Annotated in this window: 18 protein-coding genes; 7 read left to right on the forward strand and 11 right to left on the reverse strand. The window is 47.6% G+C overall.

Annotated features, from left to right (window positions below; translation table 11 throughout):
- Positions 1-8: 8 nt before the first annotated feature.
- Genes def through ACZ42L_RS05985 form a run of 3 tightly spaced genes read right to left on the reverse strand, consistent with a single transcriptional unit; the run spans position 9 to position 1,536 of the window.
- Positions 9-572, reverse strand: a complete 564-nt coding sequence (gene def / locus ACZ42L_RS05975; protein WP_464701440.1) for a peptide deformylase — start codon at positions 570-572, stop codon at positions 9-11.
- Between the two features lie 45 nt (positions 573-617).
- On the reverse strand, positions 618-1,037 hold the full coding sequence (ruvX, locus tag ACZ42L_RS05980; RefSeq protein WP_464701441.1) for a Holliday junction resolvase RuvX: 420 nt from the start codon (positions 1,035-1,037) through the stop codon (positions 618-620).
- Between the two features lie 16 nt (positions 1,038-1,053).
- Positions 1,054-1,536, reverse strand: a complete 483-nt coding sequence (locus ACZ42L_RS05985; RefSeq protein ID WP_464701442.1) for an SPOR domain-containing protein — start codon at positions 1,534-1,536, stop codon at positions 1,054-1,056.
- Between the two features lie 226 nt (positions 1,537-1,762).
- On the opposite strand from ACZ42L_RS05985, the gene ACZ42L_RS05990 reads away from it, so the two are divergent.
- Genes ACZ42L_RS05990 through ACZ42L_RS06000 form a run of 3 tightly spaced genes read left to right on the forward strand, consistent with a single transcriptional unit; the run spans position 1,763 to position 2,607 of the window.
- Positions 1,763-1,978, forward strand: coding sequence for a YtxH domain-containing protein (locus tag ACZ42L_RS05990; RefSeq protein ID WP_464701443.1), 216 nt, complete (start codon positions 1,763-1,765; stop codon positions 1,976-1,978).
- A gap of 7 nt (positions 1,979-1,985) precedes the next feature.
- Positions 1,986-2,336 (forward strand): phage holin family protein, encoded by a 351-nt coding sequence (locus tag ACZ42L_RS05995; protein ID WP_464716916.1) that lies wholly within the window; start codon positions 1,986-1,988, stop codon positions 2,334-2,336.
- Positions 2,337-2,343: 7 nt separating this feature from the next.
- Entirely contained in the window at positions 2,344-2,607 is a 264-nt protein-coding gene (locus ACZ42L_RS06000; RefSeq protein ID WP_464701445.1) for a hypothetical protein, read from the forward strand.
- Between the two features lie 597 nt (positions 2,608-3,204).
- On the opposite strand, the gene ACZ42L_RS06005 is transcribed toward ACZ42L_RS06000, so the two are convergent.
- Positions 3,205-4,293 carry a UDP-N-acetyl glucosamine 2-epimerase gene (locus ACZ42L_RS06005; protein WP_464716917.1) on the reverse strand — a complete coding sequence of 363 codons (1,089 nt, stop codon included), beginning with the start codon at positions 4,291-4,293 and terminating at the stop codon, positions 3,205-3,207.
- Between the two features lie 282 nt (positions 4,294-4,575).
- Between ACZ42L_RS06005 and ACZ42L_RS06010 the strand changes: the two genes are divergently transcribed.
- Complete coding sequence (locus ACZ42L_RS06010) at positions 4,576-5,124, forward strand: cysteine hydrolase family protein (RefSeq protein ID WP_464716918.1); 549 nt, start codon at positions 4,576-4,578, stop codon at positions 5,122-5,124.
- A gap of 109 nt (positions 5,125-5,233) precedes the next feature.
- On the opposite strand, the gene ACZ42L_RS06015 is transcribed toward ACZ42L_RS06010, so the two are convergent.
- The 7 genes from ACZ42L_RS06015 to ACZ42L_RS06045 form a co-directional block, all read right to left on the reverse strand.
- A complete protein-coding gene (locus ACZ42L_RS06015; protein ID WP_464701448.1) occupies positions 5,234-6,187 on the reverse strand; it encodes an SPFH domain-containing protein in 954 nt (317 codons plus the stop codon).
- A 31-nt stretch (positions 6,188-6,218) separates the two neighbouring features.
- Positions 6,219-6,674, reverse strand: a complete 456-nt coding sequence (locus ACZ42L_RS06020) for an NfeD family protein (protein ID WP_464701449.1) — start codon at positions 6,672-6,674, stop codon at positions 6,219-6,221.
- 125 nt (positions 6,675-6,799) lie between these two features.
- Positions 6,800-7,711: a M48 family metallopeptidase gene (locus ACZ42L_RS06025; RefSeq protein WP_464716919.1), complete on the reverse strand. Its 912-nt coding sequence runs from the start codon at positions 7,709-7,711 to the stop codon at positions 6,800-6,802.
- 188 nt (positions 7,712-7,899) lie between these two features.
- On the reverse strand, positions 7,900-9,612 hold the full coding sequence (locus tag ACZ42L_RS06030) for an acyl-CoA dehydrogenase family protein (RefSeq protein WP_464701451.1): 1,713 nt from the start codon (positions 9,610-9,612) through the stop codon (positions 7,900-7,902).
- A 79-nt stretch (positions 9,613-9,691) separates the two neighbouring features.
- On the reverse strand, positions 9,692-10,084 hold the full coding sequence (locus ACZ42L_RS06035; RefSeq protein ID WP_464716920.1) for a four helix bundle protein: 393 nt from the start codon (positions 10,082-10,084) through the stop codon (positions 9,692-9,694).
- Between the two features lie 78 nt (positions 10,085-10,162).
- Positions 10,163-11,185: an electron transfer flavoprotein subunit alpha/FixB family protein gene (locus ACZ42L_RS06040; RefSeq protein ID WP_464707040.1), complete on the reverse strand. Its 1,023-nt coding sequence runs from the start codon at positions 11,183-11,185 to the stop codon at positions 10,163-10,165.
- A 77-nt stretch (positions 11,186-11,262) separates the two neighbouring features.
- Positions 11,263-12,132 (reverse strand): electron transfer flavoprotein subunit beta/FixA family protein, encoded by an 870-nt coding sequence (locus tag ACZ42L_RS06045; RefSeq protein WP_464716921.1) that lies wholly within the window; start codon positions 12,130-12,132, stop codon positions 11,263-11,265.
- Positions 12,133-12,376: 244 nt separating this feature from the next.
- Between ACZ42L_RS06045 and ACZ42L_RS06050 the strand changes: the two genes are divergently transcribed.
- Genes ACZ42L_RS06050 through ACZ42L_RS06060 form a run of 3 tightly spaced genes read left to right on the forward strand, consistent with a single transcriptional unit; the run spans position 12,377 to position 15,095 of the window.
- Positions 12,377-13,114 (forward strand): (Fe-S)-binding protein, encoded by a 738-nt coding sequence (locus tag ACZ42L_RS06050; RefSeq protein WP_464716922.1) that lies wholly within the window; start codon positions 12,377-12,379, stop codon positions 13,112-13,114.
- Complete coding sequence (locus ACZ42L_RS06055) at positions 13,111-14,484, forward strand: lactate utilization protein B (protein ID WP_464701456.1); 1,374 nt, start codon at positions 13,111-13,113, stop codon at positions 14,482-14,484. Before ACZ42L_RS06050 ends, ACZ42L_RS06055 begins: the two co-directional genes overlap by 4 nt.
- Before the next feature lie 29 nt (positions 14,485-14,513).
- Positions 14,514-15,095, forward strand: a complete 582-nt coding sequence (locus ACZ42L_RS06060; protein WP_464707042.1) for a LutC/YkgG family protein — start codon at positions 14,514-14,516, stop codon at positions 15,093-15,095.
- The last annotated feature ends 107 nt before the right edge of the window (positions 15,096-15,202 follow it).

Raw genomic sequence — 15,202 nt, forward strand, 5'->3', positions numbered from 1 at the left:
GAATGGTCTTATTTGCGAGCTACCTTTACCCGATAACCGCAATGAAACTTACCCTTGACAAGGGCTTTCAATTTACTGCTGATAATCTGCTTGCGGAAAGGTGTCAGATGGTCTACGAACATCTTTCCGTCTAAATGGTCGAATTCGTGTTGCATAACGCGAGCCAGATACCCCTCTACCCACTCCTCATGCTCCGTAAAGTCGGCATCCATCCACTTCACGCGGATGCGCGAATAGCGCGGCACTCCCTCATGAATTCCCGGTATAGAGAGACATCCTTCCTCCATCGTTACCTTCTCGGAGGTTTCGTCTATCTCCAGGATATGCGGATTGATGTAAGCACGCCTGAAATCCTTATATTCAGGTAAATCGTCGCTCAACACGTCCAAATCTATCACTGCCAGACGTATGGGCTTGCCAATTTGCGGTGCAGCAAGTCCCACCCCCTCGCTAGCGGTCATGGTTTCAAACATGTCGGCAATCAGTTGGTCAAGCTCCGGATAGTCAGGTGTAATGTCTTCTGCCACCTGTCGAAGCACACTTTGACCATAAGTATAAATGGGTAAAATCACTTTCTCGTTCTAATTTTAGTTTGTTATCTCTGTGTCTATATAGCCTTACAGGCCACGGCTCGACATATAATCCTGCAAGATGATAGTCGCGCTGATTTCGTCTACAAGTCCTTTGTTTTCCCGCCTGACCTTCTTCCCCACTCCACTCTCTATCAATACGCGATGAGCCAATACAGACGTGAACCGCTCGTCGTAAAAGTCGATAGGTATCTCAGGGTGGGCATTGCGCCAACGATTGACAAACAGCTGTACACGCTGCATGTTTTCGCTCGGCAATCCGTTGGTCTGCATGGGCTTGCCTATAACCAAGCGGTCCACCGGCTCACGCCCGATGTACTGCTGGAGATAGTCGAATAGCTCAGACGTAGAAACAGTCGCCAATCCATTAGCTATCAATTGCAACGGATCGGTGACTGCAAGCCCTGTACGTTTCTTACCGTAATCTATAGCAAGTATACGTCCCACTCAATATATGTATGGTTTACTTCTTAAAGAGCAACCACGCATCAGGGTACTTACTACGCAAGTCGTTACGACTACGGACAGCATCACTCTTAGATGCAAAAGATGTTGCTACGACGCGATACATACCGCGCTCACTGTTCAATACGATTGACGGAGTATAACCGGCAGACTGCAAAGTGCTCTGAAGTCCTTCGGCATTAGCCTTCAAAGAGAATGAGCCAACCACCACACCAAAACCGTTGATAGCCGGACCGCTCACCACAGCATAATTCTCACGGCGTACGACTGCATTATCAGCATTGTCCACAACCGTTGCTTGGGTTACAGGCTGCTGGGTTACGGGTGTCACTGTCGGAGTCGTTGTCTCTGGTTCGGTCGTTGTCTGTTCCTGTGCTTTAGCCCTTTCGTAAGCCTTCTTGTAAGCACTCTCACTCGATTTACAACTTGTAAAAGCCAATGCCACACAAAGTCCGGCACATGCAACCATATACTTCTTCATATTTCTTAATTGTTTAGACGATTAAACTTAATTGCTCGTTACTAATATTATCTTGCGAAATTACAAAATATCCGACGAAATCAGAAGTTTAGCCCGCATAAAGATTGTTAAATCGTTTGAATACAGGGTATTTAACAAAAAATCACCTAGGACACAGTTTGCAGTCACAAAACATTTACTATATTTGTCCCAATACATTTTTATCGTTTAATTTAAAAACAAGCTTATGAAGACATTAGGTTATATCGGAGCATTCCTGGGTGGCGCTATTGCAGGCGCAGCACTCGGCTTACTCATGGCTCCAGAGAAGGGAACAGACACTCGCAACAAGATTGCCGAAACTGTAGACGACTTCTGCCAGAAGCACAACATCAAACTCACACGTAAGGAAGTAGACGACTTGGTAGACGACATCAAGGACGCCAGCACCGTTACAGAATAAGGAGTACATGTTTTCTAACGACAGAAACATCGACAACATCGGACAGCTCGTAGAGGTTGTCAAACATTACATCGGGCTTCAGAGCGAATACGTGAAGCTCGATGTAATAGATAAGATAGTACGCCTGTTCACCGTTATCGCCATTGCAGCGGCTTTCGCCCTGCTGCTTCTGTTGGCTCTCATCTACCTGTCGTTCGCCCTTGCCTACGCCTTGCAGCCAGCCTTGGGCAGCGTAGGAGCTTTCGGCCTGGTAGCAGGTGTCTACATTTTTATCCTCATTTTATTTGTGGCATTCAGAAAGGCATGGATAGAACGTCCGCTTGTACGCTTCCTGGCAAGCCTTCTCATGTCTAAATAATCATATTATGCACATCGACCATCAAAACCAACCCACGGAGACATTCCGCTCACTAAGCGATATCAGACTGCGCAAAGAGGTTTTGCTCAACGAGATACAGAACGATGACAAGCGCATCAAAATACTCTGGAACGACCTGTTCCATGCACCCAAAGAGATGGTTTCATCCACTCCGTCCAAGCGTTTCTCCGGGCTTATGAGCACCGGGGCAGGACTCTTCGATGGTATCATACTCGGATGGAAACTCTATCGGAAGTTCAAGAAGAAATAAAGCAGACAACAAGCAGTTTGTAACAACTCGCAATGCAAGGGGTTAACATCAAGACATTAAAAAAGGAGTACCGCCGTACTCCAACCTTGTTAACCTTAAATCTAATACTATGAAAAACACATTGCAAATGTACGAATTATTTAATCATATACAAATAATGTAAGGAGAAAAGCATCTTTTTATAACAATTATTAACTCAAACATACCATTTTACAGCACGATTGGTTATTTTCCATCCATTTACAGCATATCTATATCACCCACCAAATACGCTGTTCTCCCTCCGACTCTCCATACAAAATCGCCCTATCCAGACCTTACAACCAGCACTGATTGACTTCACATAGTCCCCAACTTCTCCACCTGTACCTCATAGCCCCGTCTGCTCGTTTACCCGTATACTTGTCAATTAAAACACTGCAAGGCCTTAGCAGCATTGCTGACTAGGCTTTGCAGTGTTTCTGTTCGGGCTTTGCAGCGATACTGCGGAGGCCTTGCAGTAAACGAACTGAGTTTTTAAGACTGAAAGTCCATAAGTCTTTGGGCTTCGGGAACAATACCTTAGATGCCAGACAGGATAAACTGGAAATCCTCCGACTAGCACTTCATATCGAGCAGTATCTGTACGATGCGTTCGGCACTGCGCCCATCCCACCGCTCGGGAATACCGGCCTTCTTCCACTCTCCACGCACCATGCCACGAACAGACTGGGCTAAGAGTTCGGCATCTTCGCCCACCAAGACATTCGTACCCACCTTGACGGTCTCTGCATGCTCGGTATAGCTGTTAAGCGTGATGCACGGTATCTGGCGGAAGGTAGCCTCTTCGGCCACATTGCCCGAATCGGTAATCACTCCCTTGGCATGCTCCATGAGATAACCGAATTCCAAGTATGTCAGCGGTTCTACTATCTTAAATCCTCCGGCACTGGCGGGCAGACAAGCCTCTACCACCTTCGCCGCCATGCCACGCAACGGAGCTACGATGGGCAACGACTGTGCCTCCTCTATCAGGCGGGCCAACATGAGCTTCAGATTTTCCTCATTGGCCATGAGTGCCTTGCGGTTGAGTGTAAACATCAGATACTCCCCATCCCTCAAATCATCTGAAATAGCCGGGCGTTGCTCCTTCCCGTGGTTCAGACGCAGCGTATCCATCAGGATATTCCCGACCATATACACCTGTGCATTCTCTGTTCCGCCACGTGTAGCAATACTGTTACTACCCATACCGGCAGTGAAAAGCAGGTCGCTCAAGCCGTCGATGACCAATCGGTTGATTTCTTTGGGCATATTGATATCGAACGAACGCGTGCCTGCAACCAAATGGGCCAGACACACCCCACGCTTCTTGGTAACGATGGCGGCCGCCATCGTTGAAGCCAAATCGTCTACGACGATGACCACATCGGCCGGACTCGCATCCAGATACTTCTCAAATGCCGACATCACCTGCCCCGTAAGTTCGTTCAGATTCTCACAGTCTACACCCAGATATATGGTGGGAGGAGCTATCTCCAAGTCGGCAAACAACGACGGTTCAAGCGTGGAATCGCCCTCGCTACCGGTATAAACCAATTTGAAATCAATATCCTTCCCCTCTTTCGCTGCCCGCTGAATGGCATGGACAATGGGGGCTACCTTCATAAAATTGGGACGAGCGCCGGCGACAATACAAATATTCATATACTAAAGTTGTTAAAACGTTTTTTTACTATTTTCTTTTTGTGATGGCAGCAAAGAGTTCCCTGTACCTTATCCTGAACATGCCAAAGGATAAGACCTGTGGGATGCTGCCTGTAAGAACCTTATATTCTGCACTGCAAAGATAAATATTTAGCAGGGATTAGAGCAGGAACAAGGGAGAAGATTCATGCCAGCAAGCAAATTACATGGTCTGCCATGCTCGATTGTTCGGTTTATTGACTAACTTTGTAAAAACTTATCCGCAAACAAAAACATAGAGACATGAAGAAAGCACTAATCAACATCGACTACACAAACGACTTCGTGGCTACCGACGGAAAACTGACCTGCGGCGTACCAGGACAGCAAATAGAGTCTGCCATCGTCGGCATTACCCAACAGTTCCACGACGACGGCGAGTTTGTCGTATTCGCCATCGACCTGCACAAACTCAATGACGAATATCATCCGGAGAACAAGCTCTTCCCTTCCCACAATCTGGAAGGAACTGAAGGACGCCGACTCTACGGACGACTCGGCGAATATTACAGTACCATCGAGCATGACAAGAATGTATACTACCTCGACAAGACGCGCTATTCGGCCTTTGCACACACCGACCTGGCACTGCAACTACGTGTGCGCGGTATCGAAGAAGTACATCTGGTAGGGGTGTGTACCGACATCTGCGTACTCCACACCGCTGTAGACGCATACAATCTAGGATTTAGAATCGTCGTTCACCAAGCCGCTGTGGCCAGTTTCAATCCGCAAGGACATGCTTGGGCACTCGGACATTTCGAGCATTCGCTCGGTGCAGAGATTGTCTGACGACACGTATATACACAAAAAGCCGGAGCAAACATCTGCTGTCCTCACCCATGCAGGGAGACAGACGGATGTTTACTCCGGCTTCTGTTATGATAATATCGTCCTGAGGTTACTCGCCTTTGAACAATTCCTTGATACCGCCCAGGCTGCCCATCACGTTGGTAGCCTCGTAAGGCAGGTACACGGTCTTTGACTTATCGCCCGCAGCCAGTTCCTGCATCATGGCAATGTACTTCTGAGCAAGCAGATAGTTGGCTGGATTGGTGCTCTGTCCGACAGCGTCTGTAATCTTCTGAATAGCCACAGCTTCGGCCTCAGCTTTACGGATTCGGGCCTGTGCCTCACCTTCTGCTCGAAGTATTGCCTGCTGCTTGTCGGCCTCAGCCCGATTGATGGTGGCTGCCTTCTCACCCTCCGACTGCAATATCTGCGACTGCTTGTCGCCCTCGCTTGTAAGAATCATGGCACGCTTGTTACGCTCTGCCTGCATCTGTTTCTCCATAGCCTGAAGCACACTTTCGGGCGGAATGATGTCCTGGAGTTCCACGCGGTTCACCTTGATACCCCACTTATTGGTAGCATCATCGAGCACTGCACGCAGCTTGGTATTGATGGTATCTCGACTGGTCAGCGTCTGGTCGAGTTCCAATTCGCCGATGATATTACGCAGCGTGGTCTGCGTGAGCTTCTCTATGGCGTTGGGCAGATTGTTGATTTCGTACACAGCCTTGAACGGGTCGACAATCTGGAAATACAGCAGAGCATTAATCTGCATCTGGATATTATCCTTCGTAATCACATTCTGCTTGGCAAAGTCGTACACCTGCTCGCGCAAATCAATGGTATTGGAATACCGATACATACCGCGGGTCATTGTTACGATGGTCTTCGACTGGTCAATAATCGGAATAATGACGTTGATTCCGGGTTTAAGTGTAGCATAGTACTTGCCCAGACGCTCTATAATCATCGTCTCGCTCTGCGAAACAATGACCACAGCCATCTTGACAAAGATAAGTGCCAAGACAACAATAGCAATCAGTACAATTGATGTAAATGTCATAATTTGATAGATATTAAGTTTGAAAATAAAATTAGTCCACTGGTTCTACGGTCAGGATAATGCTGTCGAGCGACACAACTTTCACCCTACTCCCCACTGCAATATCCTCGGATATGCCCGGAGCAACGGCCTTCCAGTCGTCACCGTCTATCTTTACCCTGCCCGATGCACTGGCTACGATTGTCTCGCTGACACGCCCCACACGCCCTATCAAGGCGTCGGCATTGCTCAACCGCTCGTCGGCACCGGCATGTATGCGAGCTACCAGATGTGGCCGGATGAGCCAGATACTCATGACAGAGGCAACGGCCCATACCAAGACTTGTACCCAGAAAGGCAAATCGAGAAGACTCACACCGCACGCCACGGATGCACCGATAGCAAAACAGGTAATAAAAAAGTCGCCCGAAGTAAGTTCAAGGATTAAACACACGAAGACAATGATGGTCCAAAAGAGCCATAAATGCTGTACAAAGTATTCTATCATAGCTTATTCTGTGATAATGATTTGTCGACCGTAAAGATAATGAAAAGATTTTTGACTACAAAAAAATGGAGCTATAATCCTATGACTATAGCTCCATTTCTTGGTTTGGCAATCCTTGCTGCCAATTATCTGCGTTTCTTACTCTTGACAGTAGTCTTTCTGGAAGTAGCCTTTTTCGTGGTCTTAGGGGTCGTGGCAGAACCGATATTTATACTTCTGACAGCTGCTCCCGATGCCCGGTAATACTTCAAAGCCTCCGGCATCTGCTGTTGCAACGCTGCGATACGCTTGGTGTCGGAGGGGTGATCGCTGAACATATCGCTGCCACCACTCTTGCCTTGCGACATACGTTTCCAGAACGGAATGGCCACCTGTGGGTCGTATCCGGCCATAGCGGCAAATATCAAGCCCATATGGTCGGCCTCAGTCTCGTTGTCGCGCGAATACTTCAGATTGCGGAATGAGAAATATTGTCCGGCAACGGCAGAAGCAATACCCGACACATCACCCAATCCAATGGCAGAAAGTACGCTGCCACCTATCTGTGTACCATACTGCTGGCGCATCTTCTTAGACATCTGCTCGGCGCTGTGCTTAGCTACGGCATGGGCAATCTCATGCCCCAAGACAATAGCCAGACCGTCCTCGGTCTGCGTATATGGGAGGAGTCCCTCGTAAACAACAATCTTACCGCCGGGCATGCAGAACGCATTGGCCGATTTATCTTGTACCAAATTGAATTCCCAAGCGAAGTTCTGAACTTCAGAAGCCATACCATTGCTACGCAAATAATTCTCTACGGCACTGGCCAATCGCTGCCCTACCCGCTTGACCATCGCCGAATTCACAGCATCAGTAGAGGTTTTGGCAGTCTTCATGAATTTGGTATACTCTTGTTTGCTCAAACTTAAGACCTCGGCATCCGACACCATCAAAGAGTGTTTACGCCCAGTAATTGGCACCGTTGATGTGGTTCCACAAGAAGCCATCAACATAGATACCACTAAGGATAGCAATAAAAACTTGCAACTTTTCATCTTCTCTAATTTTTGAAATATCTATAAATACACGGCAAAGGTAAAAAAAATCGCAATGAAGAAGACATGTAGAACAGGGAAAATGTAGTTTTTTAACATTCACCATGATTCTACCGGAGAAACAAAAAAGGTATATTCCCTCTGCGGATGAGGAAATATACCTTTTTTATATATACTACCGAGCTTACTTATTCTGCGACACGGAAACTTTCGAGACAGTCTGCATCAAAGTTATTAATATATGCTGCATGACCGCAAACTTCTTCTTCGGCATGGCGAACATACACATTGGCGCTCTTGGCAAAAAGTTCCGGAGCACGGTTAGCATCGTCGATAATCAACAATGACATGATAACGTCGGCTGTCATATCATACAAGCGACGGGCCAAGAAGTCTTGAACCTCTTGATTATCGGCTGCCTTCACCTTCTCCAATACCTCTTCGTAGAGAGCTACGAGCTTAGCTGTGCGAGCCTGCAAAGGCTTGAAAGCGTCGGAAACTTCGGCTTCCAGCATTTCTTTCATGATACCGAGATAAGTTCCATTGGTAATATAACGGATGGCGGCAACCACCTGCAACTGCGTAGTACCCTCATAGATAGAGAAGATACGAGCGTCGCGGAACAGGCGCTGGCTCTTGTATTCCATGATAAAACCGGAACCACCATGAATGCTGATGGCGTCGTAGGCATTCTGATTGGAGTACTCCGAGTTCATACCCTTGGCCAAAGGAGTGAACGCATCGGCCAGACGTGTATACTTCTTCTGTTCCTGTCGTTCTTCGGGAGTGAGCTTGCGGTCGCGCGAAATATCGTCAAGCGCCTTGTAGATATCCACATAGCGCGCCGTCTGGTAAAGCAATGAGCGACCGGCATCCAGTTTAGCTTTCATGCGTGAAAGCATGTCATAAACAGCCGGGAATTCAATAATCTTCTTGCCAAACTGTGCGCGGTCCTTGGCATAAGCGAGTCCTTCATTATAGGCTTCCTGCTCTACGCCGACACTCTGTGCTGCAATACCGAGACGAGCACCGTTCATCAAGGCCATCACATACTTGATAAGACCCAGACGGGTACTGCCACACAACTCTGCCTTTGCATTCTTGTAAGTAAGTTCACAGGTCGGCGAACCATGAATACCGAGTTTATGCTCGATATGACGTACATCTACTCCACCGTCGCGCTTGTCGTAGATGAACATGGAAAGTCCGCGTCCATCGTGTGTTCCCTCTTCCGAACGGGCCAGTACCAGATGGATATCAGAATCGCCATTAGTGATAAAACGCTTCACACCATTGAGTCTCCAGCAGTTCTCTTTCTCATCGAATGTAGCCTTCAACATTACACGCTGCAAGTCAGAACCGGCATCCGGTTCGGTCAAGTCCATCGACATGGTCTCTCCGGCACAAATACGCGGAATGTATTTCTGGCACTGCTCTTCCGTTCCAAACTCATAGAGCGTGTCTATACAACTCTGCAAACTCCATATATTCTGGAATCCTGCATCGGCAGCAGAGATTATCTCAGAGAGCATAGAGAACACTACATTGGGCAGATTGAGTCCGCCAAAGCGGCGTGGCATGGAGATTCCCCACAGTCCGGCCTTACGTGTTGCATCCAGATTCTCATACGTTTTGCTCGCATAAATCATACGCCCGTTTTCCAAGTGTGGTCCTTCTATGTCTACATCTTCGGAATTTGGCTCGATGATATTAGCTGCAACATCACCTGTAATATCCAGAATGCGCTTGTAGTTTTCGATTGCATCCTCATAGTTAACGGGTGCATCTTCGAACTGTTCTTTCTCTACGAAGTCGCGTTCTTTGAGTTCTACAATGCGTTTCATCAGAGGGTGATTCAGGTGGAATCCTATCTCTGGATGGTCTGTATAATAATTTGCCATGTTATTTTCGTTTATGGTAGGTAACTGAAATTATTTGAAGTTAGGCGCTATGCGCCAAAGTTAACCGACAACAGCTTATCTATGATTGATTCTCCTGCTCTTTCCGCAAAGCATGATTCTCCAAGATGCCTCTAGTATAAGCATTGAGAAACCAACTTGTCTTTTCAATCTGATTATTCAAATCCAGATATTTCTCTTCATTGATATATCCCAAATCATGTGAAAGAATAATATAATAACGACATTCTTCCAAACTTCCTTGAGCTATATTCATGAACCTTAATTTATCTGCTTTGGACAGTTTACGATAGCCCTCCGATATATTTGCTGCAATAGATACTGCTGCACGCTGGAATTGCGAGGTGAGTCCAAATTTCTCTATATCAGGAAACCCTTTTGTAATCCCATATACACGCAACACAAAGTTGTGTGCTTCTTTCCATGCAATAATATCGGTGAAACTATTCGCCATAAGACATCAATCTGTTAACTTCCGTCGGCCGACAAGCCGATTAAATCCCAATAACTCCGGTTATCTCCGATTCATTTATTATTTGCTATTCTGTTTGTAATATTTGATGAGCTTCGGAACTACCTCTTCTACCGTACCATTGATGATATAATCGGCTATTTTATTGATTGGAGCGTCCGGATCATTGTTAATAGAGATGATGATACCCGCATCTTGCATTCCTGCAATATGCTGAATCTGACCAGAGATACCACAAGCGATATACACCTTGGGATGCACCGTGACACCTGTCTGACCTATCTGGCGGTCGTGGTCTACCCATCCGGCATCCACAGCTGCACGGCTAGCACCTACTTCTCCATGAAGCTCTTTAGCCAACTGGAAGAGCTGGTCAAAGCCCTCCTTGCTGCCAACACCATAACCACCGGCCACTACGATAGCACTGCCTTTTAGGTTGTTTTGCGCAGCTTCCACATGGCGATCAATCACTTTCACCACATAGTCGGTCTCCGGCACGTACTTGGCAACATCGGGATATACCACTTCGCCCTTAGCCTGACCGTCGTAGATTGCCTTCTGCATCACGCCCGAACGAACCGTTGCCATCTGGGGACGGTGATCAGGATTCACGATAGTAGCCACGATGTTACCACCAAAGGCAGGGCGAATCTGGTAAAGCATGTTCTCATAATGCTTCCCGGTTTTCTTATCATCATAGTCGCCAATCTCCAACTGCGTACAGTCGGCAGTCAGTCCCGAGGTCAACGAAGAAGAAACACGTGGACCGAGGTCACGTCCTATCACCGTTGCACCCATCAAAGCTATCTGCGGATTTTCTTCCTTAAACAGATTGACGAGTATATCTGTGTGTGGAGCAGAGGTATAAGGGAAAAGTCCTTCTGCGTCGAACACAAACAATTTATCCACACCATAGGGCAGAATCTGGTCTTCAACCTTACCCTTGATACCTGTTCCGGCAACAATGGCATGCAGGTCTACCCCTAACTGATTAGCCAGCTTGCGACCCTTGGTCAGCAATTCTTGAGACACCTCAGCAACTTCCGTGCCTTCAATCTCACAATATACAAATACGTTATTCATAATGATCAAGTCTTTGAGTCTATGAGTTGATGAGTTCGTGCCACCGATAAAGGTCGGCAACCCAAAAACCCAATCACTTATCCAATAATCTTTTCGTTCAACAATTCCTTCACCAGACCTTCCACATCGCTGTCACTAGCCGTCAGTGTCTGACTTTCTTTCGCCTGGAACACAATGTTCTGAACCGATTTCACCTTCGTAGGAGAACCGCTCAAACCACATTGTTCTGCATCGCCGTCAACGTCGGCTACCGACCATTGATTCAATGTCAGATAAGGACGCTCGGCATACAAGTCCGTCCAAGGTTCATCACCCTTACGCTCCATCGGGCATGTAGCATACTTATACTTCATCACCAACTTTGCATTACAAGGACGACAGGGAGCAGCACTTCCGTTCACTGTCACTACTACAGGCAGCGGTGCTTCTACCGTTTCCACCCCACCGTCGATATGGCGACGAATCGTTGCCTTGCTATTCTCTACTTTCAGGATTTCTTCAGCGTATGTCACCTGATTCAAGCCCAGTTTCTGAGCCACCTGAGGACCAACCTGTGCCGTATCACCATCAATGGCCTGACGACCACCGACAACAATATCCACGCCACCAATCTTCTTGATAGCTGTGGCCAAGGCATAGCTCGTAGCCAGCGTATCAGCACCGGCAAACAACCTATCGGTTAACAACCAACCCGTATCAGCACCGCGATAGAGTCCTTGGCGGATAATCTCGCCTGCACGAGGAGGACCCATTGTCAGTACACCAACGGTAGAACCCGGATACTGGTCCTTCAAGCGAAGGGCCTGTTCCAGCGCGTTTAAATCTTCAGGATTGAAGATTGCGGGCAAGGCAGCACGATTAACGGTCCCTTCGACAGTCATCGCATCTTTGCCTACATTTCTTGTGTCTGGTACTTGTTTGGCAAGTACAACGATTTTCAATGTCATAAAATTAATATATCTATTGTTCGGTTTTACGTGTATATCGTCGCAAAAGTAGTTAAATTCCCACGTAAAACCAAATAAAAATACGAAATAACATGCTTACTACCCGAATGTGAATCCGATGCAGAACTCCCATTCAAGTTAAATAAATACAACGCCCCAAAGTTTATAACATGTCTTGACAAAGATATTAATATTTTAATTAAATTTGTAAGCGATAAGTTGATTTAGCGAACAATATAACAATATGAAGATAGGTTTATTTATACCTTGTTATGTAGACGCCCTGTATCCTGAAGCAGGAGTGGCTACTTATAAGTTACTGACCCATTTGGGACTAGACGTAACTTACCCTGTCAAGCAGACATGCTGTGGCCAGCCTATGGCCAATGCCGGGTTCGAGAACATGGCCAAACCACTGGCCATGAAGTTTGAAGACATGTTCAAGGCCTTTGATTATGTGGTAGCTCCCTCTGCTTCATGCGCAGCCTTCGTCAAGACATTCTATCCCAGAATTCTCAAAGGCGAACACGAATGCGTCACTTCTACCCGCATCAAAGACATTGTGGAATTTCTCCACGACATCATTCAAGTGAAGTCGCTGCCCAGCAAATTCCCCCATGTGGTGAGTGTACACAACAGTTGTCACGGCGTACGTGAACTGGGACTATCTTCGCCCACTGAGAGAAATATTCCCCCATACAATAAAATCGTAGACTTACTGAACCTTGTAGAAGGTATCACGGTGAAAGAACCCGAACGCTCAGACGAATGCTGCGGCTTTGGCGGAATGTTCGCCGTGGAAGAGCCGGCAGTCTCTACCCGCATGGGACGAGACAAGATTGCTCGCCACATGGCTACCGGAGCCGAGTACATCACAGGCCCAGACAGTTCGTGCCTGATGCACATGCAAGGCATTGCCAAGCGCGAACAGAAACCTATCAAATTCATTCATGTAGCAGAAATCTTAGCAGCAGGACTATGAGCACACTTCATTCCAAAAACGCCACCTTATTTAATAAGGATGTGGAAAAAACTACATGGCACGACCAGACTTTCTGGTCTGTACGTACCAAGAGAGACAACATGGCCAAGCAACTGCCCGAATGGGAAGACTTGCGCGAACATGCCAGCGATATCAAGAAACACACCGTCACTCATCTGGCAGACTACCTGGACATGTTCTCCAAGAATCTGGAGAGCCGAGGTGTCATCGTACACTGGGCCAAAGATGCCGAAGAATTCAACAAGACCGTTCTCGAAATCCTTGAAAGCCACAAGGTAAAGAAGATGGTGAAATCCAAATCCATGCTTACCGAAGAGTGTGGCATGAACGATTACCTGATGACACGTGGCATTGACGTGGTAGAGACCGACCTCGGCGAGCGCATCATCCAGCTGCTCGACCAAGCTCCCAGCCACATCGTGATGCCGGCTATCCACCTGAAACGTGAAGAGGTGGGGCGCATGTTCGAGGAAAAAGGCATCAGCAAAGAGATTGGAAACTACGACCCAACCTACCTGACACGCTGCGCACGCTACCATCTCCGTGAGGAATTCATGGAAGCCGAAGCCGGCATGACGGGCTGCAACTTCGGTGTGGCAAGCACCGGCGACTGCGTGGTTTGCACCAACGAGGGCAATGCCGACATGACAACCTCAATGCCCAAGTTGCACATCGTGTCGATGGGTATCGAGAAACTAGTACCCGACTACGACTCCCTGGCTGTATTCCAGCGTCTGCTCTGCCGTTGCGGAACAGGTCAGCCCACCACCACTTACACCTCTCATTTCCGCCAAGCCCGTCCGGGTGCCGAGATGCACGTGATTCTTGTGGACAACGGGCGCAGCGATATGCTTGCCGACGCAGAACACTGGAGAAGCATGAAGTGTATCCGCTGTGGTGCTTGTATGAACACTTGTCCTGTATATCGCCGTTCGGGTGGCTACAGCTATACCTACTTCATCCCCGGCCCTATCGGTGTCAATCTGGGTATGCTGAAGAATCCACAGAAGTACAGCGACAATGTCAGTGCATGCTCATTGTGCCTGAGTTGCGACAATGTATGCCCCACCCATGTCAATCCGGGAAGCCAAATCTACTTCTGGCGTCAACGTCTCGACCGATATGGCAAGGCCGACCCGATGAAGAAGACCATGTCTACAGGCATGAAAGTGCTGTTCAATTCGCCCACGCTCTATACCACGGCATTGAAGTTTGCACCACTAGCCAACTACATTCCGGAAGCTCTCACCCATTTCCAGAGACTCAATCCGTGGGGTATCGGACATGCCAAACCAGAGTTTGCCAAGAAATCTTTCCACGAATTATGGAAAGAAGGAAAAGTGAAATAACCTGTTTCCGTGACTAAACGAATATAGAAATGAAGAAGGAAGAATTATTTGCCAAGCTACGTTCCAATACAAAAGAACAGTTTGACATGCCCGATATGAATATCGACGGCATCCGCTACGAGGATACCGTCAAGCAGTTTATCGACATGACCATCACCGTGGGTGGAAAGGTGGTTGAAGCCAAGAAGACCGACGACCTGAATGAAATCGTACGTCGGGCCTATCCCGAAGCCAAGGTATTTGCCAGTAATCTGCCGGCTATCACCATCGCCCAGAAGAATCCCGACACCGCTGCCGAGGCAGCAGATCTCAACGGTACTGACGTCGGCATCATCCAAGGAGAGATAGGCGTAGCCGAGAATGCGTGTGTATGGATACCCCAGACTATGAAAGAGAAGTCCATCATGTTTATCTCCGAAAACCTGGTCATTGTGTTGGACCGCCAAAATATCGTCAACAACATGCACGATGCCTACAAGCGTATCAAGATGAACGAGCAGTACAACTTCGGTACTTTCATCAGCGGACCGTCCAAGACGGCCGACATCGAGCAGTCTCTTGTCATGGGAGCACAGGCAGCCCGCAGCGTGACGGTAGTCATCTTAGATTAAAATAGTATCTATCTGGCATCACCCAGGCAGCTTCCTCGATTTACTGCAAGGCCCATTCAACATTACTGACCAAGCCTAACAGCAACGCTGCAAAGGCTCAGCACCAA

Source organism: Prevotella mikamonis (assembly GCF_055381405.1).

Coding starts and splice junctions, on each gene's coding strand:
- ACZ42L_RS06035 (WP_464716920.1), bottom strand. CDS start 10,084: ATGGCGAATAGTTTCACCGATATTATTGCATGGAAAGAAGCACACAAC.
- ACZ42L_RS05995 (WP_464716916.1), top strand. CDS start 1,986: ATGTTTTCTAACGACAGAAACATCGACAACATCGGACAGCTCGTAGAG.
- ACZ42L_RS06060 (WP_464707042.1), top strand. CDS start 14,514: ATGAAGAAGGAAGAATTATTTGCCAAGCTACGTTCCAATACAAAAGAA.
- ACZ42L_RS06010 (WP_464716918.1), top strand. CDS start 4,576: ATGAAGAAAGCACTAATCAACATCGACTACACAAACGACTTCGTGGCT.
- ACZ42L_RS06030 (WP_464701451.1), bottom strand. CDS start 9,612: ATGGCAAATTATTATACAGACCATCCAGAGATAGGATTCCACCTGAAT.
- ACZ42L_RS06040 (WP_464707040.1), bottom strand. CDS start 11,185: ATGAATAACGTATTTGTATATTGTGAGATTGAAGGCACGGAAGTTGCT.
- ACZ42L_RS06000 (WP_464701445.1), top strand. CDS start 2,344: ATGCACATCGACCATCAAAACCAACCCACGGAGACATTCCGCTCACTA.
- ACZ42L_RS06025 (WP_464716919.1), bottom strand. CDS start 7,711: ATGAAAAGTTGCAAGTTTTTATTGCTATCCTTAGTGGTATCTATGTTG.
- ACZ42L_RS05990 (WP_464701443.1), top strand. CDS start 1,763: ATGAAGACATTAGGTTATATCGGAGCATTCCTGGGTGGCGCTATTGCA.
- ACZ42L_RS06045 (WP_464716921.1), bottom strand. CDS start 12,132: ATGACATTGAAAATCGTTGTACTTGCCAAACAAGTACCAGACACAAGA.
- ACZ42L_RS06020 (WP_464701449.1), bottom strand. CDS start 6,674: ATGATAGAATACTTTGTACAGCATTTATGGCTCTTTTGGACCATCATT.
- ACZ42L_RS06005 (WP_464716917.1), bottom strand. CDS start 4,293: ATGAATATTTGTATTGTCGCCGGCGCTCGTCCCAATTTTATGAAGGTA.
- ACZ42L_RS06055 (WP_464701456.1), top strand. CDS start 13,111: ATGAGCACACTTCATTCCAAAAACGCCACCTTATTTAATAAGGATGTG.
- ACZ42L_RS06050 (WP_464716922.1), top strand. CDS start 12,377: ATGAAGATAGGTTTATTTATACCTTGTTATGTAGACGCCCTGTATCCT.
- ACZ42L_RS05985 (WP_464701442.1), bottom strand. CDS start 1,536: ATGAAGAAGTATATGGTTGCATGTGCCGGACTTTGTGTGGCATTGGCT.
- ACZ42L_RS06015 (WP_464701448.1), bottom strand. CDS start 6,187: ATGACATTTACATCAATTGTACTGATTGCTATTGTTGTCTTGGCACTT.